Raw genomic sequence first — 25,376 nt, forward strand, 5'->3', positions numbered from 1 at the left:
GTGAGCGGCTTCGCGAGCACGGTCATGGCGGGCTCACTGATGCTCGCCCTGCCGGTGGCGCTGGCCGCGGGCCTGGTGTCGTTCCTGTCGCCGTGCGTGCTGCCGCTGGTGCCCGGCTACCTGTCCTACGTCACCGGCATGAGCGGTGACCCCCGGCGCGGGCGCATGGTGGCCGGCAGCGTCCTGTTCGTCCTCGGCTTCTCCCTGGTATTCGTGGCGGGCGGCGCGCTGTTCGGCGGCCTCGGCTCGCTGCTGCTCGGCAACGCCGAGGTGATCACCCGCGTCCTGGGCGCGCTGACGATCGTGCTCGGGCTGGGCTTCCTCGGCCTGCTGCCCTGGCTGCAGCGGGACGTGCGCATCCACCGCTTCCCCGCCGCCGGCATCGCGGGCGCGCCGCTGCTCGGCATCGTCTTCGGCCTCGGCTGGACGCCGTGCATCGGCCCGACGCTGTCGGCCGTGCTCACCCTCTCCCTCGACCAGGCCAGCGCGGCGCGGGGCGCCCTGCTCGCCTTCGCCTACGCCCTGGGCCTGGGCGTCCCCTTCGTCCTGGCGGCGCTCGCCTACCGCAAGGCCATCCAGACCTTCCAGGCGGTACGCCGCCACTCGCGGCTCATCACCCGCGCCGGCGGCGCCATGCTCGTCGTCGTCGGCGTGCTGCTGGTGACGGGCCTGTGGGGCCAGTTCATCGCCGGCCTGCAGGGCTGGGTGGGCGCATTCGAACCGGTGATCTGATGACGACGACCGAACCGATCACGACCGAGCCGAGCCGCCCCGCGGGGCACGGGGCGGCCGGGTGGCTGCGCTGGGCCTGGCGCCTGCTCACCTCGATGCGCACGGCGCTGATCCTGCTGTTCCTGTTCGCGCTGGCCTCGGTGCCCGGGTCGATCTACCCGCAGCGGTCGATCAGCCCCGACAAGGTGGCGCAGTACTTCAAGGACAGTCCAGGCGCCGCGGCCTGGCTCGACCGGCTGTGGCTGTTCGACGTGTTCACCTCACCGTGGTTCGCGGCGACCTACCTGCTGCTGTTCATCTCGCTCGCCGGGTGTGTCATCCCCCGGGCGGCGAGCCACCTGCGCGAGCTGCGGCGCAAGCCCCCGGCGGTGCCGCGCAACCTCGCGCGGCTTCCCCAGCACGCCTCCTTCGAGTCCGGCGGCCTCACGGTCGCGTCCGCGGCCGGGGCGCTGCGGGCCAGGCGCTTTCGCACCGTCACCGGGCCGGGATGGGTGGCCGCCGAGAAGGGCTACCTGCGCGAGACCGGCAACCTGCTCTTCCACGTCGCGCTGCTCGCCCTGCTGCTCGCGGTCGGCGCCGGCGGCCTGTACGGCTACCGCGGCAACGTGCTGCTCGTCGAGGGCAACGGTTTCGCCAACACCGTCGCCGCCTACGACCGCTACATCCCCGGCCAGCGGGTCTCCGCCGACTCTCTTGAGCCCTTCTCCTTCACGCTGAACGACTTCCAGGCCACCTATGTCGGCTCGGGAGAGCGCCGCGGCCAGCCGCTGGACTTCTCGGCGCGGCTTTCGGTGTCGGACCGCCCCGGGGCGGCCGACCGGCCGTACGACCTGAAGGTCAACGAGCCGCTGGACGTCAACGGCACGCAGACCTACCTGCTCGGCCACGGGTACGCCCCGGTGTTCAAGGTGCTCGACGGGAAGGGACAGGTGGCCTTCGAGGGGCCCGTGCCGTGCCTGACCGCCGACCAGACGACCTACACCTCCGAGTGCGTGATCAAGGTGCCGGACGCCCGGCCGCAGCAGCTCGGCTTCCTGGTGCGCTTCCTGCCCACCACCGTGCCGGCCCAGGACGGCTCATACGTGTCGATCTTCCCGGGCGCGGCCAACCCGACGGCGCAGGTCTTCGCCTTCTCGGGCGATCTCGGCATGAGCTCCGGGCGACCGCAGTCGGTGTACCAGCTCGACACCAAGAACCTCAAGCCGCTGGTCATGGGCCTCAAGACCAAGCCGCTCGCCGTCGGCGAGACCCTCGCGCTGCCCGGCGGCGCCGGCTCGATCCAGCTCGGCGGCGTGCGCGAGTGGATCAGCCTCCAGATCGCCTACGACCCCGGCCGGTTCCCGGCGCTGCTGGCGGCGGGCCTCGCCGTGCTGGGGCTGGTCCTGTCGCTGACCGTCCGCCGCCGCCGCGTCTGGGTGCGGGTGGCCGAGGCCGCCGGCGGGGCCCGCACGGTGGAGGTGGGCGGGCTCACCCGCACCGAGGGCGGCGACGCCGGGTTCGCCGAGGAGTTCGCCCAGATCGTCGCGGCCCTGAGAGGCACGCAGGCGGACCAGGACCACGGTCCGCCGCACGGCCCGGGGGAGGGGCCGGACGCCTCTCCGCAGGGATCAGAGGGCGGCCGCGCCGCCCCGTCGCAAGCAGTCGAGGCCGGTCAGGCCGCCTCGCCGCAAGGAGTCAAGGATGCCCACTGAGGTCAACGCGGGGCTCGCCACGCTCAGCGACCAGCTGATCCTGGCCACCGTCCTGCTGTACGTGTTCGCCATGATCGGGTACGCGCTCGACCTCGGCTTCGGCCGGGCTCGCGGCACGGGCCGGACGGTCGCCGCCGAGGCGGGCGCCCGGGCCGGGGTCGCGGCGCGGGCGGCGGGCGCCGTCCAGACGCTCGACCGTCCTTCAGACGGAGGCACGCGCGAGGAGGACGCCTCCGAGGGCGCCGCCGCGGCGAGCGGCGGCGATCGCCCCGCGGGCGGGTCGCCGCCGGCGTGGGCGGCGCGCGCGGCCACCGTCGCGGTCGCGCTGAGCGTGCTCGGCTGGGCCGCGCACCTCGGCGCCCTCGTCACCCGGGGCCTGGCCGTGGGCCGCTGGCCCTGGGGCAACATGTACGAGTTCGTGGTGGCGATCTGCTTCGCCGCGGTCACCGCGTTCCTGGTCATGCAGGCGCGCCAGCCGGTGCGCTTCCTCGGCGCCTTCGTCTCGCTGGCCGCGGCGCTCGGGCTCGGCTTCGCCGTCCGCTACCTGCACGTGCAGGCCGGCCCGGTCGTGCCCGCGCTGAACTCCTACTGGATCGCCATCCACGTCACCGCGGCGATCTGCGCCAGCGGCCTGTTCATCCTCGCCGGCGTCGCGGGCGTCCTGTACCTCCTGCGAGGAGAGGGGCCCTCGCGGCTTCCCAGCCGGGCCGAGCTCGACCAGGTGGCGCACCGCGCCATCGTCATCGCCTTCCCGATCTGGACGTTCGCGGTGATCGCCGGAGCGCTCTGGGCAGACAAGGCGTGGGGACGCTACTGGGGCTGGGACCCCAAGGAGGTCTGGTCGTTCATCGCCTGGATCGCCTACGCGGCCTACCTGCACGCCAGGGCCACCGCCGGCTGGCGGGGAAGGGCCGCGGTGATCGTCCAGCTGGTCGCCTTCGGCTGCCTGCTGTTCAATCTGGTCGGCGTGAACATCTTCCTGTCAGGCCTGCACTCCTACGCGCAGGTGCCCTGACCCCGCACCCTCCCCTGACCGCCCAGAGCACCCCCTAGGCCCGACCTTCCGCGCCGGAATTCCCCCGGCGCGGAAGCCCGCCCGCCCCCGCGAAGCCCTGGGCGAAGCGAGGCGAAGTGAACACCCTCAATCGTCCTCCTGGCGGAGGCGACGGTCGAGGTCGCGCAGGAAGTCGGGGTCGTCGTCGGGGCCGCGGGGCGCGGCGGGCCGGGGGCCTGACCGGCCCATGCGCTGCCGCTGGACGGCCTGCTGACTCAGTGGGCGGCCCAGAAGCAGCCACAACACGCCGCCGATGTCGGGCAGCAGGACGACGATGAGAACCCACAGGAACTTGGGCAGGTTCCGGACGTCGCCATCCGGCGTGGTGATCACGTCGAAGAGGCAGTAGAGCCAGAAGGCTAACAGCGCCAGGCCGAGAAGCACGCTAGGCATGTCCGCAGGGTATGTCATCCAACAGGAGATCGTGTCCAGCCGGGCATCTCCGGGGCCCGCGATCCATCCCCATCGGACATTACAGATGACTCCCGGGCGGCCTCGTCGTACGGTGGACCGTGACCACGCTTCGCGGATGGGAGAGGCTGCCGATGCTCGCGTTCGCCAGGGCCCGCTGGGCGCGGCCTTGACGGCGTTCCCCGGCGACAAGGGGCGCCATCGCAGAGGGCCGCGCTGGCGGCAGCGGGGGTCCTACGTCTTCCCCCATCGCGGTGAGGCGCCCCGTGAGGGGGCCGCCGAGTCCGGCGACGCCGACCGCGCCGATTCCCCGCGCGAGGGCCGCGGCGACCGCCGCGACGGCGGGCGTCCCGAGTCCTTCCGCGAGGCTCGCGCCGAGCTTCGCGACGGCGGGCGCAGGGCCGGCCGCCGTGAGAGCAAGGCCGACGCGTTCTTCGCCGACGAGCGGCCGCACACCGACGCGGCGCGGGCCGTCACCGCCCCGGTCGTCGACCGGCCCCAGTACATCTGGCGCGATTTCGAGCTGGACGACGAGCCGCCGTTGGCGCAGCCGAACTCCCCTGACACGCCCGACCGCGGGGACGGCCTCAAGCACTGCGGCCCGCTGGAGCAGATCCTGCATCGCCAGTGGGACGCCGCCGAGGGGCCGCCCTCCGCGGACGCCGTCCGCGCCGTCGACAGCCTGGCCCGGCTTCCCGAGCGGCTGAAGGCGCTCCTGGCGGTCGGACTCGACGGCATCTACGTCGGGCCCGGCGGAGTGCCCGATCTGGACGACATGGGCTATCTGAGGGGCGCTCCGCTGCCCTCGGGCAAGGCGACGTGGGACGTCTGCGCCGGCGCCTACGGCGACCGCAAGATCGTGGTGGGCGACCGGCCTTCTCCGACGCCCGACGTGATGATGCACGAGACCGGCCACGCTCTGGACGACATCGACTCCGCGACGGGCGAGTGGGTGTCTGACTCGCCGGAGTTCGCCGCGCTTTATGACGAGTGCGCCCCGCTGTTCGCGTCGGCGTTCCACAAGCAGCTGGGCGGTCTCGGGCGCAAAGAGTTCTTCGCGGACGCCTTCGCCGCCATCGCCTCCCGGCAGCGTCCGGCGCTGGTGGACATGCTGAACGGGGACACGCGCGCGGCGCTCAATGTCATGCTGTTCTTCAATCGGCGCTACGGAATCTAGGTGATCCGCCATGTACGTCATCCGGCTCGCCGATGGGACGTTGCGGATACCGCGCACCCTGACGAGCGACGACGGTCGCCTGATCGGCAACGCCTATGTGGAACTCGCGCCGAGCGATCCCGAGTACGCGCGATGGCTGCCCGAGTCGATCACCGAGGAGCAGGAGGCCGAACGGCGCAGGCGCTGGCGCGACGAGAACGACGACCTGGAGCGGGAGTTCCTGGCCTTCAAGCAGTCACAGGCGGGCTCCGACCACTGAGCGCGTGCCCGCGGCGCCCGAAATGGCATGTCGGCGTGCTGTGGCCGCGTGAGGGCGCGGGTCCGGGGCGGCCGCTCGAAGAGGGCCAAAGAGATCGGGCCCGAAATCGCGTTAAAGGCGCGACCAAAAAAGAACAGTGACCCTGCGGCTTCCGGGGGGCACGCAGGATCACCGGTGGTGCATGGTGAGACCCGAGATCACCGTGCCTCGCGACGGACGCCAGGCTCGGCAGGCTCTCACCCGTACATCAAACACGCGGTGAGTCGCCGCTCGGCCTTTCGGCCGTGAGGACTTCCTCGCCACGCAGGAGAGCGTGCACCTCCGACTCGCGGAAACGCCGGTGCCCTCCGGGGGTGCGGATGCTACTGATGCGGCCGGCTGCCGCCCAGCGCGTCACCGTTTTTGGATCGACCCGGAAGAGGGCGGCAACCTCTCCAGGGGTCAGCAGGCGCTCGCTGCTACTCTCCACAATCTCTCCCCCTCGCATCCCGCGTCCTGAAGCGGGCGGACAGGTATCCAGTTTGCCGAGCGAAAACTGATATATCCGTGATTTACATCCAATGATCACGGGTTGTTATCAGCTGACTGCCCGTTTGTTATATGATAGAGCCTCTTTGGGGCGCTCGTGGGTGTTTCTTTACATAAGCGCCGTGATGGGAACACTAGCAGTGCTCGCTCCCGATGCGAAGTGAGCGCTGTAAAGCTCCGTGCCCGAAATCGGCTCCCCCTCCAGGGAGGCCGTTGGCCGCGCCCACCGGCAGGTGACGTAACCTCGACGTTGTGCGACCGTTTCTCGTTTACACCGCGTCACGGCTGGGTCTGTTCGCCGTCACCCTGGGTGTGCTCTACCTGATCGGCCTCCACAACGCGCTGTGGCTCATCGTGACCAGCTTCGTGGTCAGCGGCATAGCCAGTTACGTGCTGCTGTCCAAGCAGCGAGACGCGGTGAGTGAGCAGATCAGCAAGGGCCGCAGAGGCTAGGGGAGCGGAAACATGCCGACCCGGGCATGGTACTCGTGTCCGAGGTGCGTGGTGTCGCTTCCGACGAGAAGGCCGTCTTTGAGCGCGAGGAACGCTTTGACGCCGATGCCCCGGTCACGGGTCGGGTTCCACGCGAGCGCCTTGCCGGTCGAGGGGTGAATCGCCCCGATGCCGGGCCGCGCGACCGCGCCCGGCCCCGCCGAGTCCGAGCCGCGCGGGTTGTTCAGCCAGCGCTGATGACCGCCGACGTACACCGCGGCCCCCGTGACGGCCACCGAGTACAGCGAGTCACCGCCGGTGTGGTTGACCCAAGTGGGCCGGACGTGGTCCCCGCGAGAATAGGTCTCGAAGCGGGCCGCTGAATCGCACAGCTTGCGCGGGCCCTTGGCGCCTCCTGTCGTCACCACGACGAAATACTGCCCGTCAGGTGAGAAATCCAGCCCCCGCACGTAAGAAGGGAACACCTCTTTACAGGCGGCGGCGTACGACTCGGTGTGCCAGCCGGTTACCGACGGCCGGGCCGCGCCGATGTCGATGAGTCCCACCTGGGGGCGGCGGTGCCCGTCCAGCGTCGTGAACGAGCCGTCCACCGCGAGCCGGTCGCGGGCGGCGGCCATCGCGTGGACCTTCACCTCGCCGCCGATGCCGCCGCCGGGGGTGACGGTGAACGACGGGTCGACCGCCCCGGTGGCCGGGTCGACCCGGGCCAGCGCGGTGCGCGGGACCCGGCCGACGCCGGTGAAGTCGCCGCCGACGTACAGGCGGTCGCCGTGCAGCACGAGGCTCGCGACCTCGCCGCCGTTGACCGGGGCCGAGAAGCCGGGGACCGGCGAGCCGTCGGCGACCTTGAGCCGGGTCAGGCCCCGCCCGGCGGCGCCGCCGGCCGAGACGAACGCCCCGCCGGCGTACACCGTGCCGTCGGGGCCGGCGGCCAGCGCGTGCACCGGACCGTCGAGGCGCGGTGCGAAGCGGCGGTCGACCCGCCCGGTGGCCAGGTCGAAGGCGAACAGGTTGCTCCTCGCGAGCCGGCCGGACCCGCCGGCCTCGCGCACCTGGCTGAACGAGCCGCCGACGACGACGGTGCCACCGACGAGGGCCAAGGCGTTCACGATGCCGTCGAGCACGTGCGGAGTGGAGGCCACGGGGTCGGCCGACACCACGCGCGGGTGGGGCACGCCCCCGGCGGAGGCGGGAGAGCCCGGGAGCAGGACGAGGGCCCCGGCGAGCAGTGGGGCGGAGATTGCGGTCGACCTCCGGGTCGACATTCGGGCGTACATCCACCAAGTCCTAGCAGACGGACGGTGATCGGGCGGCTACTTTGGGTGGATGAGCGCAAGCCCACTAAGCTTGTCGCCATGACGCGTGCCTCCCTGGACAAACAGCCGCACGAGGTGGCGGCGATGTTCGACCGCACGGCCCGGCGCTACGACTTGGTCAACGACGTGCTGTCTCTCGGTCAAGACCGCATCTGGCGCAGGGCCACGGCCGCCGCGGTGGACGCCGGTCCCGGAGAGCTGGTCCTCGACCTCGCCGCGGGCACCGGCACCTCGACCGACGCCTTCACCGGCCTCGGCGCGCGCGCCATCGCGTGCGACTTCTCCCTCGGCATGCTCCGCACGGGCGCGGCCAGGCGCGGCGGCTCCGGCCTGTCCGGCGGCGGGGTGCGCGGCGTCACGTTCGTCGGGGGCGACGCACTGAAACTTCCATTCGCCGACGACGCCTTCGACGCGGTGACCATCTCCTTCGGCCTGCGCAACGTCAACGACACGGTGGGCGGGCTGCGCGAGATGCTCCGGGTGACGCGCCCGGGGGGGCGGCTGGTGGTGTGCGAGTTCTCCCGCCCGACGATCAAGCCGTTCGAGCTCGTCTACACGCAGTACCTGATGAAGATGCTGCCGCCGGTCGCGCGGGCCGTGAGCTCCAACCCCGATTCCTACGAGTACCTCGCCGAGTCGATCCGCGCCTGGCCCGACCAGCCCGCTCTGGCCCGGCTGGTGGCCGAGGCCGGGTGGCGGGGCGTCCAGTGGCGCAATCTCTCGCTGGGCATCGTGGCCTTGCACCGCGCGGTTAAGCCGAGCGCGGGTGAGTAGGTAAGCTCCATCTGACAGCGGGCACGGAAAAAGGGTTAGACTTCCGCCGACAAGTTTGTGAAGTAGTTCACAAAGGAACGAAGGCCCCGATCCCAAGGCCCTCGACATCCACGACAGGACAGGTCCCGTGAGCGAGTCAGCCCCCGCGGCGGACGCCGACGTCATCGTCGTCGGCGCCGGTCCCGCAGGTTCGACCACGGCCTTCTATCTCGCGCAGGCCGGCTTGAACGTGCTGCTGCTGGAGAAGACGCGCTTCCCGCGCGAGAAGGTCTGCGGGGACGGCCTCACTCCGCGCGCGGTCAAAGAACTGATCGACATGGGCGTCGACATCGACGCCCCAGGCTGGATCCGCAACAAGGGGCTGCGCGTCATCGGCGGCGGCCTGCGCCTCGAGCTGCCCTGGCCCGAGCTGTCGAGCTATCCCGGCTTCGGCCTCGTGCGCACGCGCATGGACTTCGACGAGATCCTCGCCGCCCACGCCGAACGCGGCGGCGCCACCGTGCTGCAGGGCGTCAACGTCACCGGGCCCGTCCTCGACCCGCGCGGCGGCCACATCATCGGCGTGACCGCCAAGAAGGACGGCGAGCCGGTCACCTACCGCTCCCGCCTGGTCGTCGCCGCCGACGGCAACTCCACGCGGATGTCCCTGGCGATGGGCCTGCACCGGCGCGACGACCGTCCCATGGGCGTCGCCGTGCGCACCTACTTCACCAGCCCCCGGCACGACGACGACTGGCTCGAGTCGTGGCTCGAGCTGTGGGACACCGACGACGACGGCCAGGCCCGCCTGCTGCCGGGGTACGGCTGGGTGTTCGGCGTCGGCGACGGCACCAGCAACGTCGGGCTCGGCCTGCTCAACACCAGCGAGGCGTTCCAGCACCTGGACTACCGCGACCTGCTGCGCCGCTGGGTGAAGAACATGCCGTCCGAGTGGGGGTTCTCCGAAGAGAGCATGACCGGGCCGATCCGCGGCGCGGCGCTGCCGATGGCCTTCAACCGGCAGCCGCACTACACCCGCGGCCTGGTGCTGGTCGGCGACGCCGGCGGCATGATCAACCCGTTCAACGGCGAGGGCATCGCCTACGCCATGGAGACCGGGCGCATCGCCGCCGAGACGATCGCCACGGCGCTGTCCGGCCTCACCCCCGCCCAGCAGGAGCGGGCGCTGCGCGCCTATCCCCAGACGCTCAAAGACGTCTACGGCGGCTACTACACACTGGGAAGGCTGTTCGTCGAGGCCATCGGCAAGCCGGGCGTCATGGGCTTCCTCACGCGGCACGGTCTGCCACATCCCACTCTGATGCGGTTCGCTCTGAAGCTCCTTGCTAATCTCACGGACCGGCGGGGCGATGCGCCAGACCGGATCATCAACGCCCTGTCCAAGGTCACGCCGCCGGCATGACACCGCACCCGGAACGAAGATCGATGATCGCCCTGCTTAGACTCGTCAACCGATCGAAGAAAGCCATAGCGCTCAGAGGGGACGCATAAGCGATGGAACTGTACGTGCCGATCCTGGTGCTCGCGGTTCTCGCGGCGGGCTTCGCCGTCTTCTCCGTGGGAATCGCGCCCTTCACCGGCCCCAAGCGCTGGAACCGCGCGAAGCTCGACGCCTACGAGTGTGGCATCGAGCCCACGCCGCAGCCCGTCGGCGGCGGCCGGTTCCCCCTGAAGTACATGATCACGGCGATGCTCTTCATCGTGTTCGACATCGAGATCATCTTCCTTTATCCGTGGGCGGTCGCTTTCGACAAGCTCGGGGTCTTCGGTCTGGTCGAGATGGTGCTGTTCATCGTCACCGTGTTGGTCGCCTACGCCTACGTGTGGCGTCGCCGCGGCCTGGACTGGGACTGAGAGGCAGCGTGCCGGAGGCGCGCGAGAGGAAGCACTGAGATGGGTCTCGAAGAGAAACTGCCCAGCGGGTTCATCCTGTCCACCGTGGAGCAGGCGGCCGGATGGGCGCGGAAGAACTCCGTGTGGCCGGCCACGTTCGGCCTGGCCTGCTGCGCCATCGAACTGATGGCCACCGGCGGCCCCAACCACGACCTTGCCCGGTTCGGCATGGAGCGCGCCTCGGCGTCCCCTCGCCAGGCCGACCTGATGATCGTGGCCGGTCGCCTGTCGCAGAAGATGGCGCCGGTGCTGCGCCAGATCTACGACCAGATGGCCGAGCCCAAGTGGGTCATCGCCATGGGCGTCTGCGCGTCCAGCGGTGGCATGTTCAACAACTACGCGATCGTGCAGGGCGTCGACCACGTCGTGCCGGTGGACATCTACCTGCCCGGCTGCCCGCCGCGCCCTGAGATGCTCATCGACGCGATCGTCAAGCTGCACGACAAGATCCAGAACACGAAGTTCGGCGCGCACCGCGCCAAGCAGATCGACGAGCTGGAACTGCGTGCTCTGCGGTCGCTGCCGCTCATCGATCAGGGGACCTCGAAATGAGCACTGACAACCTGCCCGACGTGCCTGAAGTGCCCGAGGAGCCGATCGCCCGGCGGGGCATGTTCGGCGCCTCCGACTCCGGCGACACCTCCGGGTACGGCCGCCTGGTCGTCCGCCGGCCCGCGCCGCTGTCGAGCGCCAGGCCCTACGGCGGCTACTTCGACGAGGTGGCCGACGCGCTCGAGAGCGCCGCCGGCGACGCCTACGCCGGCATGGTCGAGCGGGTGGTCGTCGACCGCGGCGAGCTGACGCTCCACGTGGCGCGCGAGCGGCTCGTCGAGGTCATGAGCCACCTGCGTGACGACGCGTCGCTGCGGTTCGAGCTCTCCCTCGGCGTCTCGGGCGTGCACTACCCCGAGGAGACCGGCGCCGAGCTGCGCGCGGTGTATCACCTGTGCTCGATCACCCTCAACCGGCGCGTCCGGGTCGAGGTCTCGTGCCCCGACGCAGATCCGCACATTCCGTCCACGGTTTCGGTGTACCCGACGCATGACTGGCACGAACGCGAGACCTACGACTTCTTCGGCATCGTCTTCGACGGCCACCCCGCGCTCACCCGCATCGAGATGCCCGACGACTGGGACGGCCACCCCCAGCGCAAGGACTACCCGCTCGGCGGCATCCCGGTCCAGTACCGCGGCGCCACCATCCCCTCGCCGGACAACAGGAGGTCGTACGCATGACCGCCATCCACGACGGTGAGACCGCCCAGAACGAGCAGGACGTCGCCGAGGGCCGGGTCTACAACGTCAACGGGCAAGACTGGGACCAGGTCGTCGAGGCCGTCGCCGAGTCCTCGGAAGAGCGCCTGGTCATCAACATGGGCCCCCAGCACCCGTCCACCCACGGCGTGCTCAGGCTCGTGCTGACCCTCGACGGCGAGTCCGTCACCGAGGCCCGCACGGTGATCGGCTACCTGCACACCGGCATCGAGAAGAACATGGAGTTCCGGACGTGGACCCAGGGGGTCACGTTCGTCACCCGCATGGACTACCTCTCGCCGATCTTCAACGAGACGGCGTACTGCCTGGCGGTGGAGAAGCTCCTCGGCATCACCGACCGGGTGCCGCTGCGCGCGCAGACCATCCGGGTCATGATGATGGAGCTCAACCGCATCTCCTCCCACCTGGTGGCCATCGCGACCTTCGGCCTCGAGCTCGGCGCCACCACGCCGATGCTGTTCGGCTTCCGTGAGCGCGAGATGGTGCTCGACCTGTTCGAGTACATCACCGGCCTGCGCATGAACATGGCCTACGTCCGCCCGGGCGGTGTGTCGGTCGACCTGCCCGCCGGCGCCGTCGACAAGATCGGCGAGTTCCTCAAGGTCATGCCGGGCCGCATCAAGGAGATGCGCAAGCTCCTGGACGCGAACCCGGCCTACACCCGGCGCACCAAGGACGTCGCCTATCTCGACCTCACCGGCTGCATGGCCCTCGGCATCACCGGGCCCATGCTGCGCGCCGCGGGCCTGCCGTGGGACCTGCGCAAGTCGCAGCCCTACTGCGGCTACGAGACCTACGACTTCGGCGTGCCGACCGAGACCTCCTGCGACGTCTACGGCCGCTACCTGGTGCGCGTGGCCGAGATGGAGGAATCTCTCAAGATCATCTCCCAGTGCCTCGACCGGCTGTCGGGCTCGGAGCTCAAGGGCAAGCCGGTCATGATCGAGGACAAGAAGATCGGCTGGCCGGCGCAGCTCGCGCTCGGCCCCGACGGCCTCGGCAACTCGCCCGACCACATCGCCCACATCATGAGCAGCTCCATGGAAGCGCTCATCCACCACTTCAAGCTGGTGACCGAGGGCTTCCGCGTGCCGGCCGGGCAGGCGTACGTGCCGGTCGAGTCGCCGCGCGGCGAGCTGGGCGCCCACGTCGTGAGCGATGGGGGCACCCGCCCCTATCGCGTACACTTCCGCGACCCCTCGTTCACGAACCTGCAGGCCGTGCCCGCGACCTGCGAAGGCGGCATGATCGCCGACGTCATCGCCGCGGTCGCGTCCATCGACCCGGTCATGGGAGGTGTGGACCGGTGACGACTTATTCGCCGGAAGTCCGCGAGCGTCTCGAACGAGACGCGAAAGAGATCATCGGACGTTATCCGAAGAGCCGCTCGGCGCTGCTGCCGCTGCTGCACCTGGTGCAGGCCGAGGACGGATACGTCTCGGACGCCGGCCAGGAGTTCTGCGCCGAGATGCTCGGCCTCACCAAGGCCGAGGTCGTGGGCGTGTCGACGTTCTACACGATGTACAAGCGCAAGCCCGCCGGCGAGTTCCACGTCGGCGTGTGCATCAACGCGCTGTGCGCCATCATGGGCGGCGACCAGATCTGGGACGAGCTCACCGAGCACGTCGGCGTCGGCAACGGCGAGACCACGGGCGACGGCAAGGTCTCGCTCGAACGGCTCGAGTGCAACGCGGCCTGCGACTTCGCGCCGGTCATGATGGTCAACTGGGAGTTCTTCGACAACCAGACCCCAGAGACGGCCAAGAAGCTGGTCGACGACCTGCGCGCCGGCAAGGAGGTCGCGCCGACCCGCGGCCCGGCCCGCCTGTGCTCGTTCAAGGACGCCTCGCGCGTGCTCGCGGGCCTGCCCGACGGCCAGGCCGGCGACGGCCCCTCGGCCGCCGGCCCCTCGCTCGAGGGCCTCAAGATCGCCAAGGCGAACGGCTGGACGGCACCGAAGGGGGCCTCGGAATGACGACTCTGACTCCGGTCCTCACCGCGAACTGGGATCGGGCGGACTCGTTCACCCTCCAGGGATACGGCGAGTACACCGCCGCCAAGAAGGCGCTCGGCATGGACCCCGACGCCATCATCAAGGCGGTCAAGGACTCCGGCCTGCGCGGCCGCGGCGGCGCCGGCTTCCCGACCGGCATGAAGTGGGGCTTCATCCCGCAGGGCGACGGCAAGGCGCACTATCTGGTCGTCAACGCCGACGAGTCCGAGCCGGGCACCTGCAAGGACATCCCGCTCATGATGGCCAACCCCCACTCGCTGGTCGAGGGCGTCATCATCACGGCCTACGCCATCCGCGCCAACCAGGCCTTCATCTACGTGCGCGGCGAGGTGCTCCACGTCATCCGCCGGGTGCAGGCGGCCGTGCGCGAGGCGTACGAGAAGGGCTATCTCGGTACGAACATCTTCGGCTCCGGCTACGACCTGGAGCTGATCGTGCACAGCGGCGCCGGCGCCTACATCTGCGGCGAAGAGACCGCTCTGCTCGACTCGCTGGAGGGTTACAGAGGCCAACCTCGGCTCAAGCCCCCCTTCCCCGCGGTCGCGGGTCTGTACGCGTGTCCCACCGTCATCAACAACGTCGAGTCGGTCGCCAGCGTTCCCAGCATCATCGGAAACGGCGCCGACTGGTTCGCCTCGATGGGCACCGAGAAGTCCAAGGGCTTCGGCATCTTCTCCCTGAGCGGCCACGTGACCCGCCCCGGGCAGTACGAGGCGCCGCTCGGCATCACCCTGCGCGAGCTGCTCGACATGGCGGGCGGCATCCGGGCGGGCCACCGGCTGAAGTTCTGGACGCCCGGCGGGTCCTCCACGCCGATCTTCACCGACGAGCACCTGGACGTGCCGCTCGACTTCGAGTCGGTCGGCGCCAAGGGCTCGATGCTCGGCACCCGCGCGCTGCAGATCTTCGACGAGACCACGTGCGTCGTGCGCGCCGTCCTGCGCTGGACCGAGTTCTACGCGCACGAGTCCTGCGGCAAGTGCACCCCCTGCCGCGAGGGCACCTACTGGCTCAAGCAGGTGCTCAAGCGTCTGGAGAAGGGCCAGGGCACCGAAGAGGACCTGACCACCATCACCGACATCGCCGACAACATCCTCGGCCGATCGTTCTGCGCCCTCGGCGACGGCGCGACCAGCCCGATCCACTCGTCGGTGAAGCACTTCCGCGACGAATACCTCAAGCACTTCGAGATCGGCGGATGCCCCTTCGACCGGGCGGCGTCCACCGTGTGGGGGGCCTCCGCATGACCGTTCAGACATCCTCGGCAGGGCCGGTCGAGCAGCCGGTGGACATGCTGACCCTCACCATCGACGGCTTCCAGGTCAGCGTCCCGAAGGGCACCCTGATCATCCGGGCGGCCGAGCTGCTGGGCATCCAGATCCCGAGGTTCTGCGACCACCCGCTGCTCGAGCCGGCGGCCAACTGCCGCCAGTGCCTGGTGGACATCACCGACGCCGGCAACGGCCGCGGCTTCCCCAAGCCGCAGCCGTCGTGCGCCATCGAGGTCGCCGAGGGCATGGTCGTGCAGACGCAGCTCACCTCGCCGGTCGCCGAGAAGGCCCAGCGCGGCGTCATGGAACTGCTGCTCATGAACCACCCGCTCGACTGCCCGGTCTGCGACAAGGGCGGCGAGTGCCCGCTGCAGAACCAGGCCATGTCGAACGGCCAGGGCGAGTCCCGGTTCCACGAGCACAAGCGCACCTTCGAAAAGCCCATCCCGCTGTCCACCGAGGTGCTGCTCGACCGCGAGCGCTGCGTCCAGTGCGCCCGCTGCATCCGCTTCTCCGACGAGATCGCCGGCGACCCGCTGATCGACTTCTTCGAGCGCGGCGCCGCCGAGCAGGTCGGCGTCGCCGACGGCGAGCCGTTCCAGTCGTACTTCTCGGGCAACACCGTCCAGATCTGCCCGGTGGGTGCGCTCACCGGCGCGGCCTACCGCTTCCGGGCGCGGCCGTTCGACCTGGTGTCCACCCCGAGCGCCTGCGAGCACTGCGCCAGCGGATGCGAGCTGCGCACCGACCACCGCCGCGGCAGGGTCACCCGCCGCCTGGCCATGGACGACCCGCAGGTCAACGAAGAGTGGAACTGCGACAAGGGCCGCTGGGCCTTCTCCTACACCACCGAGCCCGATCGCCTGCAGACTCCGCTGGTCCGCGACGCCGAGGGCTACCTGCGTCCCGCCTCCTGGCCGGAGGCCCTGACCGCCGCCGCCGAGGGCCTGGCCCGGGCACGCGGCAAGGCCGGGGTGCTGGTCGGCGGCCGGGTGACCGTCGAGGACGCCTACGCCTACGCCAAGTTCGCCCGCGTCGCGCTCGGCACCAACGACGTCGACTTCCGCTCCCGCCCGCTGTCGGAGGAGGAGTCGGCCTTCCTCGCCCACGCGGTGGCGGGCAAGGGCATCGAGGTCTCCTACACCGACCTCGAGAAGGCCCCGGCCGTCCTGCTCGTCGGGTTCGAGCCCGAGGAAGAGTCGCCGATGGTCTTCCTGCGCCTGCGCAAGGCATGGCGCAAGCGCGGCGTGAAGGTCTTCTCCGTGGCGCCGTTCGCCGCCCCCGGCCTGGCCAAGATGGGCGGCACCCTGGTGCGCACCCTGCCCGGCGCCGAGGCCGAGGCCCTGGGCGAGCTGATCTCCGGCTCCTCGTCCGTCGCCGACGCGCTCAAGCAGCCCGGCACGATCATCCTGGTCGGCGAGCGGCTCGCGACCTCCAAGGGCGCTCTGTCCGCCGTCGTGCGGCTCAGCGCGACGTCCGGCGCGCGGCTCGCCTGGGTGCCCCGCCGGGCCGGCGAGCGCGGCGCCGTCGAGGCCGGCGCGCTGCCGAACCTCCTGCCGATCGGCCGCCCGGTCTCCGACGAGGCCGCCCGCGCCGAGGTCGCCCGCGCCTGGAACGTCGGCGCCCTGCCCGACGCCCCGGGACGCGACACCGGCGCCATCCTCGCCGCGGCGCTCACCGGCGAGCTGGACGCCCTGGTCGTCGGCGGCGTCGACCCCTACGATCTGGCCGACCCCGAGGCGGCGCTGGCCGCCCTGGAGAACACCCCGTTCATCGTCTCGCTGGAGATGCGCGCCAGCGCCGTCACCGACCGGGCCGACGTGGTGCTGCCCATCGCGGCCGTCACCGAGAAGAGCGGCACGTTCGTCGACTGGGAGGGACGAGGCCGCTCGTTCGAGCGGGCGATCGAGGTGCCGGGTCTGATGAGCGACCTGCGCGCCATCGCCGCGCTCAGCGACCACATGGACGTGCACCTGGGCCTGCCCGACGCCGCCGCCGCCCGCCGCGAGCTCGCGGCCGTCGGCGCCTGGCGCGGCTCCCGGGCGGCCGCCCCGAGCGTCACCGGCGGCACCCAGTCCGACCCGGCGACCGGCGAGGCCGTCCTGGCCACCTGGCACCTGCTGCTCGACTCCGGCCGGCTCCAGGACGGCGAGCCCTACCTGGCGGGTACGGGCCGGGCCGTGGAGGCGCTGCTGTCGGAGGCCACGGCCGCCGAGATCGGAGCGCTCGACAGCGGTAAGGTCACGATCACCACGGAGGGCGGCACGGTCACGCTGCCCGCGCGGGTGGCCGACCTGCCCGACCGCGTCGTGTGGGTGCCGGCCAACTCCGCCGGCTGCTCGGTCACCCGAGACCTGCGCGCCGTGGCCGGTGACGTCGTCAAGATCGGGAGTGTCTCGTGAGCGGCACGCCCAGGGCAGTGAGCGCAGTGGCCTGCGGGGCAAGCGCCGCCCGCGCAGCGAATGAGGAGTTGGTGAGCGACCAATGACAGGGCCTCTGCTCGTCGCCGATCCGGCCGGGCCCACCCTGGCCGACTTCGGCAAGGATCCCTTGTGGATCTCCATCATCAAGGCCGTCTTCATCTTCGTGTTCCTGATGCTGGGTGTGCTGTTCGGCGTGTGGACCGAGCGCAAGCTCATCTCGCGCATGCAGCACCGCTACGGCCCCAACCGCGCGGGCAAGTTCGGCCTGCTGCAGTCGGTGGCCGACGGCATCAAGATGGGGCTGAAGGAGGACATCCTCCCGAGGACCGTCGACAAGCTGGTCTACGTCCTCGCCCCGATCATCATCGCGGTGCCGGCCTTCCTGTCGTACTCCATCATCCCGTTCGGGCCGATGGTGTCGATGTTCGGCGTGCGCACCCCGCTGCAGCTCACCGACCTGCCGGTCGCGGTGCTGGTCGTCCTCGCGATGGCCTCCATCGGCGTCTACGGCATCGTGCTCGCGGGCTGGGGCTCGCGCTCGCCGTACGCCGTGCTGGGCGGCCTGCGCTCCACCGCGCAGGTCATCTCCTACGAGATCGCGATGGGCCTGTCGTTCGTGGCGGTGTTCCTGTTCGCGGGCACGCTGTCCACCTCCGAGATCGTGGCCAAGCAGGCGTCCGGCGGCACCTGGGCGCTCGGCGGGCTGAACATCCCGCTGCCGTCCTGGTACGCGGTGCTGCTGATCCCGTCGTTCCTGATCTACGTGATCACGATGCTCGGCGAGACCAACCGCGTGCCGTTCGACCTGCCCGAGGGCGAGGGCGAACTGGTCGGCGGCTTCCACACCGAGTACTCCTCGTCGCTGAAGTTCGCGATGTTCATGCTGGCCGAGTACGCCAACGTGTTCACGGTGTCGGGCCTTTGCATCACGCTGTTCCTCGGCGGGTGGCGGGCACCGTGGCCGATCTCGCTGTGGGACGGGGCCAACGTGGGCTGGTGGCCCATGCTGTGGTTCTTCGTCAAGCTCGTGCTGGTGTTCGCGTTCTTCATCTGGGTGCGCGCGTCGCTGCCCCGCATCCGCTACGACCAGCTCATGGCCTTCGGCTGGAAGGTCCTGATCCCGCTGAACCTGGCGTGGATCCTGCTGGTCGCCACCGTGCGTGCCACCCAGAACGCCGGCGCCCAGCGCAACCTGGTGCTCGTGATCGCGGCGGTGGTCGTCATCGGCTGCCTTGCGATCTACTTCCGCTTCGACACGGTCAACCAGCGTCGCAGGGAAGCGCAGGCGGCGGAGGTCGAGGCCGACTTCGAACAGCTGCGCGACGAACCCACCGCCGGCGGGTTCCCGGTGCCGGCCCTCGACCTGCCGCACTACCACGGCGTCAACGGACGCAAGGAGGTCCCCAGTGGGACTAACTGATTTCCTGAACCCCGTGAAGGGGTTCGGCGTCACCTTCCACCACATGTTCAAGAAGCCGGTGACGGTGAACTATCCCGAGGAGAAGAAGCCCACGGCTCCTCGGTTTCACGGCCGCCACCAGCTGAACCGCTGGCCGGACGGGCTGGAGAAGTGCGTCGGGTGCGAGCTGTGCGCCTGGGCCTGTCCGGCCGACGCCATCTTCGTGGAAGGCGCCGACAACACCGACGAAGAGCGTTACTCGCCGGGCGAGCGGTACGGCCGGACGTACCAGATCAACTATCTGCGGTGCATCCTTTGCGGCCTGTGCATCGAGGCGTGCCCGACACGGGCGCTCACGATGACCAACGAGTACGAGCTCGCGGACACCAGCCGTGAGAGCCTCATCTACACCAAAGAGATGCTGCTCGCGCCGCTGGGTCCCGGCATGGAGACGCCTCCGCATCCCATGCGCCTCGGCGAGACCGAAGAGGACTACTACCGGTTGGGCCGTAGCAATGGGTGAAACGATCACGTTCTGGGTGCTGGCGGTCGTCTCGGTCACCGCCGCGTTCGGGCTCGTCTTCAGCCGCAAGGCGGTGTACTCCGCGCTCATGCTGGGCGTGGTGATGCTGTCGCTGGCGGTGCTCTACGCCGTGCAGGACGCCCCGTTCCTCGCCGTGGTGCAGATCATCGTCTACACCGGCGCGGTCATGATGCTCTTCCTGTTCGTGCTCATGCTGGTCGGCGTCGACTCCTCCGACTCCCTGGTCGAGACGATCAGGGGGCAGCGGTTCTGGGCCTTCGTCGCCGGGCTCGGCTTCGCCGTGCTCCTGGCGGCCGGCATCGGCAACGCGGTGATCGGCGACGCCACCGGGCTGAGCGGGGCGGTCAGCGCCGAGGGCGGCAACGTCCCGACGCTCGCCGGGCTCATCTTCACCCGCTACGTCTTCGCCTTCGAGGTCACCTCCGCGCTGCTCATCACGGCCGCGCTCGGCGCGATGGTGCTGGCGCACCGCGAGCGCAGCGCGCCCAAGCCCACGCAGAAGGACCTGGCGCGCGCCCGCTTCCTCGGCGAGCACCCGACCCCGCTGCCCGGGCCGGGCACCTACGCGCGGCACAACGCGATCGACATGCCGGCCCTGCTGCCGGACGGCACCGTTTCCGAGCTGTCGGTCAACCGGGTCATCGCCCGCCACGACGTCGAGGACGGCCACCTGCCCGACAATCCGAGGCTGGCCGACGCGATCAGGAAGGTCGCCGCGAGCGGCGTCCGCACCGAGCAGCCGAAGGTCGTCCAGGCGGTCGCCGAGGCCCCCGAGGCCCCGGTCGCGGCGCAGGAGCAGCCCAAGGCCGCCCAGACGGCCGGCCCGGCCGCGGACCGCCCCCTCGAGGAGGAAGGCAAGTGACCACCCACTACCTGGTGCTCTCGGCGCTGCTGTTCGCCATCGGCGCCGTGGGCGTGCTGGTACGCCGCAACGCCATCGTCGTGTTCATGTGCGTGGAGCTGATGCTCAACGCGTGCAACCTGGCTTTCGTCACCTTCGCCCGGCAGCACGGCAACCTGGAAGGCCAGATCATCGCGTTCTTCGTGATGATCGTGGCCGCAGCCGAGGTAGTCGTCGGTCTCGCGATCATCGTGACGATCTTCCGAACCCGCAGGTCCGCGTCGGTGGACGACGCCAACCTGCTGAAGTACTAAGAGGTCGCCGTGGAAACCGCTGCTGAGATCGTCCAGCACTCCGGTGGAGTGATCGGCCTCTCCTGGCTCACGATCGCCCTGCCCCTGCTGGGCGCGGCGATCCTGCTGCTGGGCGGCCGCCGGAGCGACCGCTGGGGCCACTTCCTCGGCGTCGCCATGTCACTGGCGTCGTTCGTGGTCGCCGTGCTCGTCTTCTTCGAACTGCTCGGCTTCGGAGCCGACCAGCGCCGCCGCGCGGTGGAGCTGTACGACTTCCTGCCCGGCGGCTCCATCGACGTCAAGATGGGCCTGCTGCTGGACCCGCTGTCGATCTCGTTCGCCCTGCTGATCACCGGTGTCGGGTCACTGATCCACATCTACTCGATCGGCTACATGGCGCACGACCCGAACCGGCGGCGGTTCTTCGCCTACCTGAACCTCTTCGTCGCCGCGATGCTGCTGCTGGTGCTGGCCGACAACTACCTCGGCCTGTACGTCGGCTGGGAGGGCGTGGGCCTGGCGTCCTACCTGCTCATCGGTTTCTGGCAGCACAAGCCCTCCGCGGCGGCCGCGGCCAAGAAGGCCTTCATCGTCAACCGCGTCGGTGACATGGGCCTCGCGCTCGGCATCTTCGTCATCTTCACGACGTTCGGCACCGTGGCGTTCGGCCCCGTCCTGTCCAGCGTCCCGCAGGCGTCGCAGGGCACGCTGACCCTCATCGGCCTCGCGCTCCTGCTCGGCGCGTGCGGCAAGTCGGCGCAGCTCCCGCTGCAGTCCTGGCTCCTGGACGCGATGGAGGGCCCGACCCCGGTCTCGGCCCTCATCCACGCGGCCACCATGGTCACCGCCGGCGTCTACCTCGTGGTCCGCTCCGGTCCGATCTACGTCGGCGCCCCGACGGCGGCGCTCGTCGTGACCATCGTCGGCGTCGCCACGCTGCTCGCCGGTGCGATCATCGGTACCGCCAAGGACGACATCAAGAAGGCCCTCGCCGGATCGACGATGTCGCAGATCGGCTACATGATGCTCGCCGCCGGCCTCGGCCCGGTCGGGTACGCCTTCGCGATCGCCCACCTGATCGCCCACGGCTTCTTCAAGGCCTCGATGTTCCTCGGCGCCGGCTCGGTCATGCACGCCATGAACGACGAGGTCGACATGCGCAAGTACGGCGGCCTGGCTTCCAAGATGCGTATCACCTGGGCCACGTTCGGGCTCGGCTACCTGGCGATCATCGGTTTCCCGCTGCTGTCCGGCTACTGGACCAAGGACGGCATCATCGAGACCGCGATGGAGCACAACCCGGTCCTCGGCTGGCTCGCCGTGATCGGCGCGGGCATCACCGGCTTCTACATGTCGCGCCTGTTCTTCATGACCTTCCACGGCAAGCCCCGCTGGGAGAAGAACGCCCACCCGCACGAGTCGCCGGCCGTGATGACCTGGCCGCTGATCCTGCTGTCGATCGGCTCGGTCTTCGGCGGCGGCTTCCTCATCGCGGGCAACCGGTTCATGGAGTTCCTGGCCCCGGCCGTCGGCCGCCCCGAGGAACTGCCGGCGTTCCACCCGTTCAGCGTCACGGGCCTCGCGACCCTGGCGCTGGTGGCGGTCGGCGTCGCCTACGCGTGGATGAAGTACGGCAGGGCCGACGTCCCCGCCGTCGCTCCGCGCGGGTCGTTCCTCACCGTCTTCGCCCGTCGTGACCTGTACGGCGACGCGATCAACGAGGCGCTGTTCATGCGTCCCGGCCAGTGGCTGACCCGGCTCGCGGTGTTCTTCGACAACCGCGGCGTCGACGGGCTGGTCAACGGGCTGGCGGCGCTCATCGGCGGCACCTCCGGGCGCCTGCGCCGCGTCCAGACCGGCTTCGTCCGGTCGTACGCCTTGTCGATATTCTTCGGTGCCGCCCTCCTGGTCGGCGCATGGTTCGTCGTAGGGAACCTGTGATGCCCTGGCTCTCAATCCTGATGGGCGTGCCCGTGGTGGGCGCGCTGGCGGTGGCGGCGGTGCCCAAGGGCAACGACAAACTCGCCAAGCAGCTCACCCTCGGGGTGTCGCTCGTCGTGCTGGCGCTCACGCTGGTCATGGCGTCCCGGTTCGATCCGTCGGGGGCCCGCGACCAGTTCAGCGAGGTCTACTCGTGGATCCCGTCGTTCGGGGTGCACTACGCGGTCGCCGTCGACGGCATCGCGCTGGTGCTCATCGCGCTCGCGGTGGTGCTGGTGCCGATCGTGGTGCTGGCCTCCTGGCACGACGCCGACCGGCCCGAGGCCAAGCGGTCCGTCAAGACGTACTTCGCGCTCATCCTGGTGCTCGAGGCGATGATGATCGGCGTCTTCGCGGCGACCGACATCTTCCTGTTCTACGTGTTCTTCGAGGCCATGCTGATCCCGATGTACTTCATGATCGGGTCCTACGGCGGGGCGCAGCGGTCGTACGCGGCCGTGAAGTTCCTGCTGTACTCGCTGTTCGGCGGCCTGCTCATGCTGGTGGCCGTGATCGCGCTGTACTCGATCGCGGGCAAGGGCACCTTCCTGCAGCCCGAGCTCATCGGGGTCATCAAGGACCCGGCCACGCAGAAGTGGCTGTTCCTCGGCTTCTTCGTCGCCTTCGCCGTCAAGGCGCCGCTGTGGCCCTTCCACACCTGGCTGCCCGACGCCGCCGCCCAGGCGCCCGCCGGCGCGGCCGTGCTGCTCGTCGGCGTGCTGGACAAGGTCGGCACCTACGGCATGCTGCGCTTCTGCCTGGAGCTGTTCCCCGACGCCGCGAAGTTCTTCACGCCGCTGGTGATCGCGCTCAGCGTCATCGGCATCGTGTACGGCGCGATCGTCGCCATCGGGCAGACCGACATGAAGCGGCTCATCGCCTACACGTCGATCTCGCACTTCGGCTTCATCACCATGGGCGTCTTCGCCATGACGGCCGACGCCGGCTCGGGCGCGACGCTGTACATGGTCAACCACGGGTTCTCCACCGGGGCGCTGTTCCTGCTGGCGGGCTTCCTGATCAACCGCAGAGGGTCACAGTTCATCGCCGACTACGGAGGCGTGCAGAAGGTCGCCCCCGTGCTGGCGGGCACCTTCCTGGTCGCCGGCCTCTCGTCGCTGTCGCTTCCGGGCCTTTCGACCTTCGTCAGCGAGTTCCTCGTCCTGATCGGCACCTACGAGCGCTACGTCGTGCCGAGCATCATCGCGCTGTCCGGCATGGTCCTCGCGGCCATCTACATCCTGTGGATGTACCAGCGCATGATGACCGGTCCGACGGCCGAGTCGGTCAAGGCGCTCCCCGACCTGAACCTCCGCGAGAAGGTCGTCGTCGCTCCGCTCATCGCGCTGCTCATCGGCTTCGGTTTCTTCCCCGGGCCGCTGCTCGACGTGATCAACCCGGCGGTCAAGCAGACCCTCACCAGCGTGCAGGCGCCCCCGTTCACTCCCGCGATACCCGCCACCGCTGAGAAGAAGGGGGCAGGCCAGTGAGCACGCTCTCCGCCGCCGCGATCGAGGCGCCGAAGATCGAATACGGTGAGCTCGCGCCGATGCTCATCGTCTTCGGCGCGGCGATGATCGGCGTCCTGGTCGAGGCGTTCACGCCGCGCTACCTGCGCAAGTCGATCCAGATGCCCATCACGATCCTGTCGATGGCGGGCGCGTTCGCGCTGACCGTCTGGGAGGGCGTCCAGGGCGTGCACAACGCCGCCGCCATGGGCGCCGTCGCCGTGGACGGGCCGTCGCTGTTCATCTGGGGCGCCATCCTCCTGCTCGCGATCGTCTGCGTGCTGCTGATCAACGACGACGACCACTTCGTCGCGCAGGCCTCGGCCGTGCCGGGCAGCGCCGAGGAGGACCAGGCGCTGTCCGAGGGCGGCGCCCACACCGAGATCTATCCGCTGGTGCTCTTCGCGGTCGGCGGCATGATGCTCTTCCCCGCCTCGAACGACCTGCTGATCATGTTCGTGGCCCTGGAGGTCATGTCCCTCCCGCTGTACCTGCTGTGCGGCCTGGCCCGCCGCCGCCGCCTCCTCTCGCAGGAGGCGGCGATGAAGTACTTCCTGCTCGGCGCCTTCTCCTCGGCGTTCTTCCTGTACGGCACCGCGCTGCTGTACGGGTTCGCCGGGTCGGTGGACCTCGCGGCGATCGAGAAGTCCCTCAGCACCGTCGGCGGCCAGGACAGCCTGCTGTTCATGGGCGCGGCGACGCTGGGCGTCGGCCTGCTCTTCAAGATCGGCGCCGCGCCGTTCCAGGCGTGGAAGCCGGACGTGTACCAGGGCTCGCCCACGCCCATCACCGCGCTGATGGCCTCCGGAACCCTGATCGCGGCGTTCGGCGCGTTGCTGCGGGTCTTCTGGGTCGCGCTGGGCAACCTCGACGCCGAGTGGACTCCGGTGCTGTGGGCCGTCGCCATCCTCACGATGGTCGTCGGCGCCGTGCTCGCGATCACCCAGACCGACATCAAGCGCATGCTGGCCTACTCGTCGATCGCGCACACCGGCTTCCTGCTCACGGCGGTCGTCGCCACCGGCAAGTCGGAGCAGAACGCCGGCGCCCTGGCGGGCATCCTGTTCTACCTCGTCGCCTACGGCTTCGCCACGGTCGGCGCGTTCGCGGTCGTCACCATGGTGCGCGACCCCGGCGGCGAGGCGGGCCACCTGTCCCGCTGGGCCGGCCTTGGCAAGCGTTCCCCGATGCTCGCCGGCATCTTCGCGCTGTTCCTGCTCGCCTTCGCCGGCATCCCGCTCACGTCCGGGTTCTTCGGAAAGTACGCCGTGTTCGCGGCCGCCGTCTCGGGCGGAGCTGTTCAGCTGGTCATCGTGGGTGTTGTGACGTCGGCGATGGCCGCGTTCTTCTACGTCCGCGTGATCGTCCTGATGTTCTTCAGCGACCCGGCGCCCGAGGGCCCCACCATCGCCGCCCCCAGCATGGGGACCGCGGCTGTGGTCACGCTTTCCGCGGCGGCTACGGTAGTGCTCGGGGTCTTCCCGCAGCCGGTGCTCGACCTAGCGCACACGGCCGCGCAGTCGCTGTTCGTTCGTTAGGAG

The 25,376-nt window shown here is 69.9% G+C and carries 25 protein-coding genes; 22 read left to right on the forward strand and 3 right to left on the reverse strand.

Features of this window, described 5'->3' with window-relative positions; translation table 11 throughout:
- The first annotated feature begins 24 nt into the window (after positions 1 to 24).
- From ACFO60_RS03615 to ccsB, 3 genes are read left to right on the forward strand one after another with little or no spacing between them, the layout of a single operon-like run.
- Complete coding sequence (locus tag ACFO60_RS03615) at positions 25 to 732, forward strand: cytochrome c biogenesis CcdA family protein (RefSeq protein ID WP_380838077.1); 708 nt, start codon at positions 25 to 27, stop codon at positions 730 to 732.
- Complete coding sequence (resB, locus tag ACFO60_RS03620) at positions 732 to 2,423, forward strand: cytochrome c biogenesis protein ResB (RefSeq protein ID WP_380836800.1); 1,692 nt, start codon at positions 732 to 734, stop codon at positions 2,421 to 2,423. The genes ACFO60_RS03615 and resB overlap by 1 nt, the downstream gene beginning before the upstream one ends.
- Complete coding sequence (ccsB, locus tag ACFO60_RS03625) at positions 2,413 to 3,438, forward strand: c-type cytochrome biogenesis protein CcsB (protein ID WP_380836803.1); 1,026 nt, start codon at positions 2,413 to 2,415, stop codon at positions 3,436 to 3,438. Before resB ends, ccsB begins: the two co-directional genes overlap by 11 nt.
- Before the next feature lie 126 nt (positions 3,439 to 3,564).
- On the opposite strand, the gene ACFO60_RS03630 is transcribed toward ccsB, so the two are convergent.
- Entirely contained in the window at positions 3,565 to 3,870 is a 306-nt protein-coding gene (locus ACFO60_RS03630) for a PLD nuclease N-terminal domain-containing protein (protein WP_380836806.1), read from the reverse strand.
- Between the two features lie 136 nt (positions 3,871 to 4,006).
- Here ACFO60_RS03630 and ACFO60_RS03635 point away from each other — a divergent pair, with 136 nt between their 5' ends.
- Both ACFO60_RS03635 and ACFO60_RS03640 read left to right on the forward strand, forming a co-directional pair.
- Positions 4,007 to 5,065: a hypothetical protein gene (locus ACFO60_RS03635; protein WP_380836809.1), complete on the forward strand. Its 1,059-nt coding sequence runs from the start codon at positions 4,007 to 4,009 to the stop codon at positions 5,063 to 5,065.
- A 10-nt stretch (positions 5,066 to 5,075) separates the two neighbouring features.
- On the forward strand, positions 5,076 to 5,324 hold the full coding sequence (locus ACFO60_RS03640; RefSeq protein ID WP_380836812.1) for a hypothetical protein: 249 nt from the start codon (positions 5,076 to 5,078) through the stop codon (positions 5,322 to 5,324).
- Positions 5,325 to 5,571: 247 nt separating this feature from the next.
- Here ACFO60_RS03640 and ACFO60_RS03645 read toward each other — a convergent pair whose 3' ends face one another.
- A complete protein-coding gene (locus ACFO60_RS03645) occupies positions 5,572 to 5,811 on the reverse strand; it encodes a BldC family transcriptional regulator (protein WP_189165217.1) in 240 nt (79 codons plus the stop codon).
- Between the two features lie 293 nt (positions 5,812 to 6,104).
- Between ACFO60_RS03645 and ACFO60_RS03650 the strand changes: the two genes are divergently transcribed.
- On the forward strand, positions 6,105 to 6,305 hold the full coding sequence (locus ACFO60_RS03650) for a DUF4229 domain-containing protein (protein ID WP_380836815.1): 201 nt from the start codon (positions 6,105 to 6,107) through the stop codon (positions 6,303 to 6,305).
- Here ACFO60_RS03650 and ACFO60_RS03655 read toward each other — a convergent pair.
- A complete protein-coding gene (locus tag ACFO60_RS03655) occupies positions 6,302 to 7,582 on the reverse strand; it encodes a delta-60 repeat domain-containing protein (RefSeq protein WP_380836818.1) in 1,281 nt (426 codons plus the stop codon). The two genes, ACFO60_RS03650 and ACFO60_RS03655, sit on opposite strands and share 4 nt — an antisense overlap.
- A 78-nt stretch (positions 7,583 to 7,660) precedes the next feature.
- On the opposite strand from ACFO60_RS03655, the gene ACFO60_RS03660 reads away from it, so the two are divergent.
- The 16 genes from ACFO60_RS03660 (at position 7,661) to nuoN (ending at position 25,373) form a co-directional block, all read left to right on the forward strand.
- A complete protein-coding gene (locus ACFO60_RS03660) occupies positions 7,661 to 8,395 on the forward strand; it encodes a demethylmenaquinone methyltransferase (RefSeq protein ID WP_380836821.1) in 735 nt (244 codons plus the stop codon).
- A gap of 127 nt (positions 8,396 to 8,522) precedes the next feature.
- On the forward strand, positions 8,523 to 9,797 hold the full coding sequence (locus tag ACFO60_RS03665; protein WP_380836824.1) for a geranylgeranyl reductase family protein: 1,275 nt from the start codon (positions 8,523 to 8,525) through the stop codon (positions 9,795 to 9,797).
- 92 nt (positions 9,798 to 9,889) lie between these two features.
- Positions 9,890 to 10,249: an NADH-quinone oxidoreductase subunit A gene (locus ACFO60_RS03670; protein WP_036325316.1), complete on the forward strand. Its 360-nt coding sequence runs from the start codon at positions 9,890 to 9,892 to the stop codon at positions 10,247 to 10,249.
- Between the two features lie 39 nt (positions 10,250 to 10,288).
- Positions 10,289 to 10,840 carry a NuoB/complex I 20 kDa subunit family protein gene (locus ACFO60_RS03675; RefSeq protein ID WP_380836827.1) on the forward strand — a complete coding sequence of 184 codons (552 nt, stop codon included), beginning with the start codon at positions 10,289 to 10,291 and terminating at the stop codon, positions 10,838 to 10,840.
- Positions 10,837 to 11,523 (forward strand): NADH-quinone oxidoreductase subunit C, encoded by a 687-nt coding sequence (locus tag ACFO60_RS03680; protein ID WP_380836830.1) that lies wholly within the window; start codon positions 10,837 to 10,839, stop codon positions 11,521 to 11,523. Before ACFO60_RS03675 ends, ACFO60_RS03680 begins: the two co-directional genes overlap by 4 nt.
- Positions 11,520 to 12,872 carry an NADH-quinone oxidoreductase subunit D gene (locus ACFO60_RS03685; protein WP_380836832.1) on the forward strand — a complete coding sequence of 451 codons (1,353 nt, stop codon included), beginning with the start codon at positions 11,520 to 11,522 and terminating at the stop codon, positions 12,870 to 12,872. Before ACFO60_RS03680 ends, ACFO60_RS03685 begins: the two co-directional genes overlap by 4 nt.
- The gene (gene nuoE / locus ACFO60_RS03690) at positions 12,869 to 13,537 is read left to right on the forward strand and encodes an NADH-quinone oxidoreductase subunit NuoE (protein WP_380836834.1); all 669 of its coding nucleotides are present in this window, start codon (positions 12,869 to 12,871) and stop codon (positions 13,535 to 13,537) included. Before ACFO60_RS03685 ends, nuoE begins: the two co-directional genes overlap by 4 nt.
- Positions 13,534 to 14,823: an NADH-quinone oxidoreductase subunit NuoF gene (gene nuoF / locus ACFO60_RS03695; RefSeq protein ID WP_380836836.1), complete on the forward strand. Its 1,290-nt coding sequence runs from the start codon at positions 13,534 to 13,536 to the stop codon at positions 14,821 to 14,823. The genes nuoE and nuoF overlap by 4 nt, the downstream gene beginning before the upstream one ends.
- A complete protein-coding gene (locus ACFO60_RS03700; RefSeq protein WP_380836837.1) occupies positions 14,820 to 17,249 on the forward strand; it encodes an NADH-quinone oxidoreductase subunit G in 2,430 nt (809 codons plus the stop codon). Before nuoF ends, ACFO60_RS03700 begins: the two co-directional genes overlap by 4 nt.
- Before the next feature lie 82 nt (positions 17,250 to 17,331).
- A complete protein-coding gene (gene nuoH, locus ACFO60_RS03705; protein WP_380836839.1) occupies positions 17,332 to 18,690 on the forward strand; it encodes an NADH-quinone oxidoreductase subunit NuoH in 1,359 nt (452 codons plus the stop codon).
- Complete coding sequence (nuoI, locus tag ACFO60_RS03710) at positions 18,677 to 19,192, forward strand: NADH-quinone oxidoreductase subunit NuoI (RefSeq protein ID WP_380836841.1); 516 nt, start codon at positions 18,677 to 18,679, stop codon at positions 19,190 to 19,192. Before nuoH ends, nuoI begins: the two co-directional genes overlap by 14 nt.
- Positions 19,185 to 20,075 carry an NADH-quinone oxidoreductase subunit J gene (locus ACFO60_RS03715; RefSeq protein ID WP_380836842.1) on the forward strand — a complete coding sequence of 297 codons (891 nt, stop codon included), beginning with the start codon at positions 19,185 to 19,187 and terminating at the stop codon, positions 20,073 to 20,075. The genes nuoI and ACFO60_RS03715 overlap by 8 nt, the downstream gene beginning before the upstream one ends.
- Complete coding sequence (gene nuoK / locus ACFO60_RS03720; protein WP_354837848.1) at positions 20,072 to 20,368, forward strand: NADH-quinone oxidoreductase subunit NuoK; 297 nt, start codon at positions 20,072 to 20,074, stop codon at positions 20,366 to 20,368. Before ACFO60_RS03715 ends, nuoK begins: the two co-directional genes overlap by 4 nt.
- Positions 20,369 to 20,377: 9 nt before the next feature.
- Complete coding sequence (gene nuoL, locus ACFO60_RS03725) at positions 20,378 to 22,288, forward strand: NADH-quinone oxidoreductase subunit L (protein ID WP_380836844.1); 1,911 nt, start codon at positions 20,378 to 20,380, stop codon at positions 22,286 to 22,288.
- The gene (locus ACFO60_RS03730; protein ID WP_380836846.1) at positions 22,288 to 23,817 is read left to right on the forward strand and encodes an NADH-quinone oxidoreductase subunit M; all 1,530 of its coding nucleotides are present in this window, start codon (positions 22,288 to 22,290) and stop codon (positions 23,815 to 23,817) included. Before nuoL ends, ACFO60_RS03730 begins: the two co-directional genes overlap by 1 nt.
- Positions 23,814 to 25,373: an NADH-quinone oxidoreductase subunit NuoN gene (gene nuoN / locus ACFO60_RS03735; protein ID WP_380836849.1), complete on the forward strand. Its 1,560-nt coding sequence runs from the start codon at positions 23,814 to 23,816 to the stop codon at positions 25,371 to 25,373. Before ACFO60_RS03730 ends, nuoN begins: the two co-directional genes overlap by 4 nt.
- Positions 25,374 to 25,376 lie beyond the last annotated feature (3 nt).

This window comes from Sphaerisporangium dianthi, from assembly GCF_042654065.1.
Lineage (GTDB): Bacteria > Actinomycetota > Actinomycetes > Streptosporangiales > Streptosporangiaceae > Sphaerisporangium > Sphaerisporangium dianthi.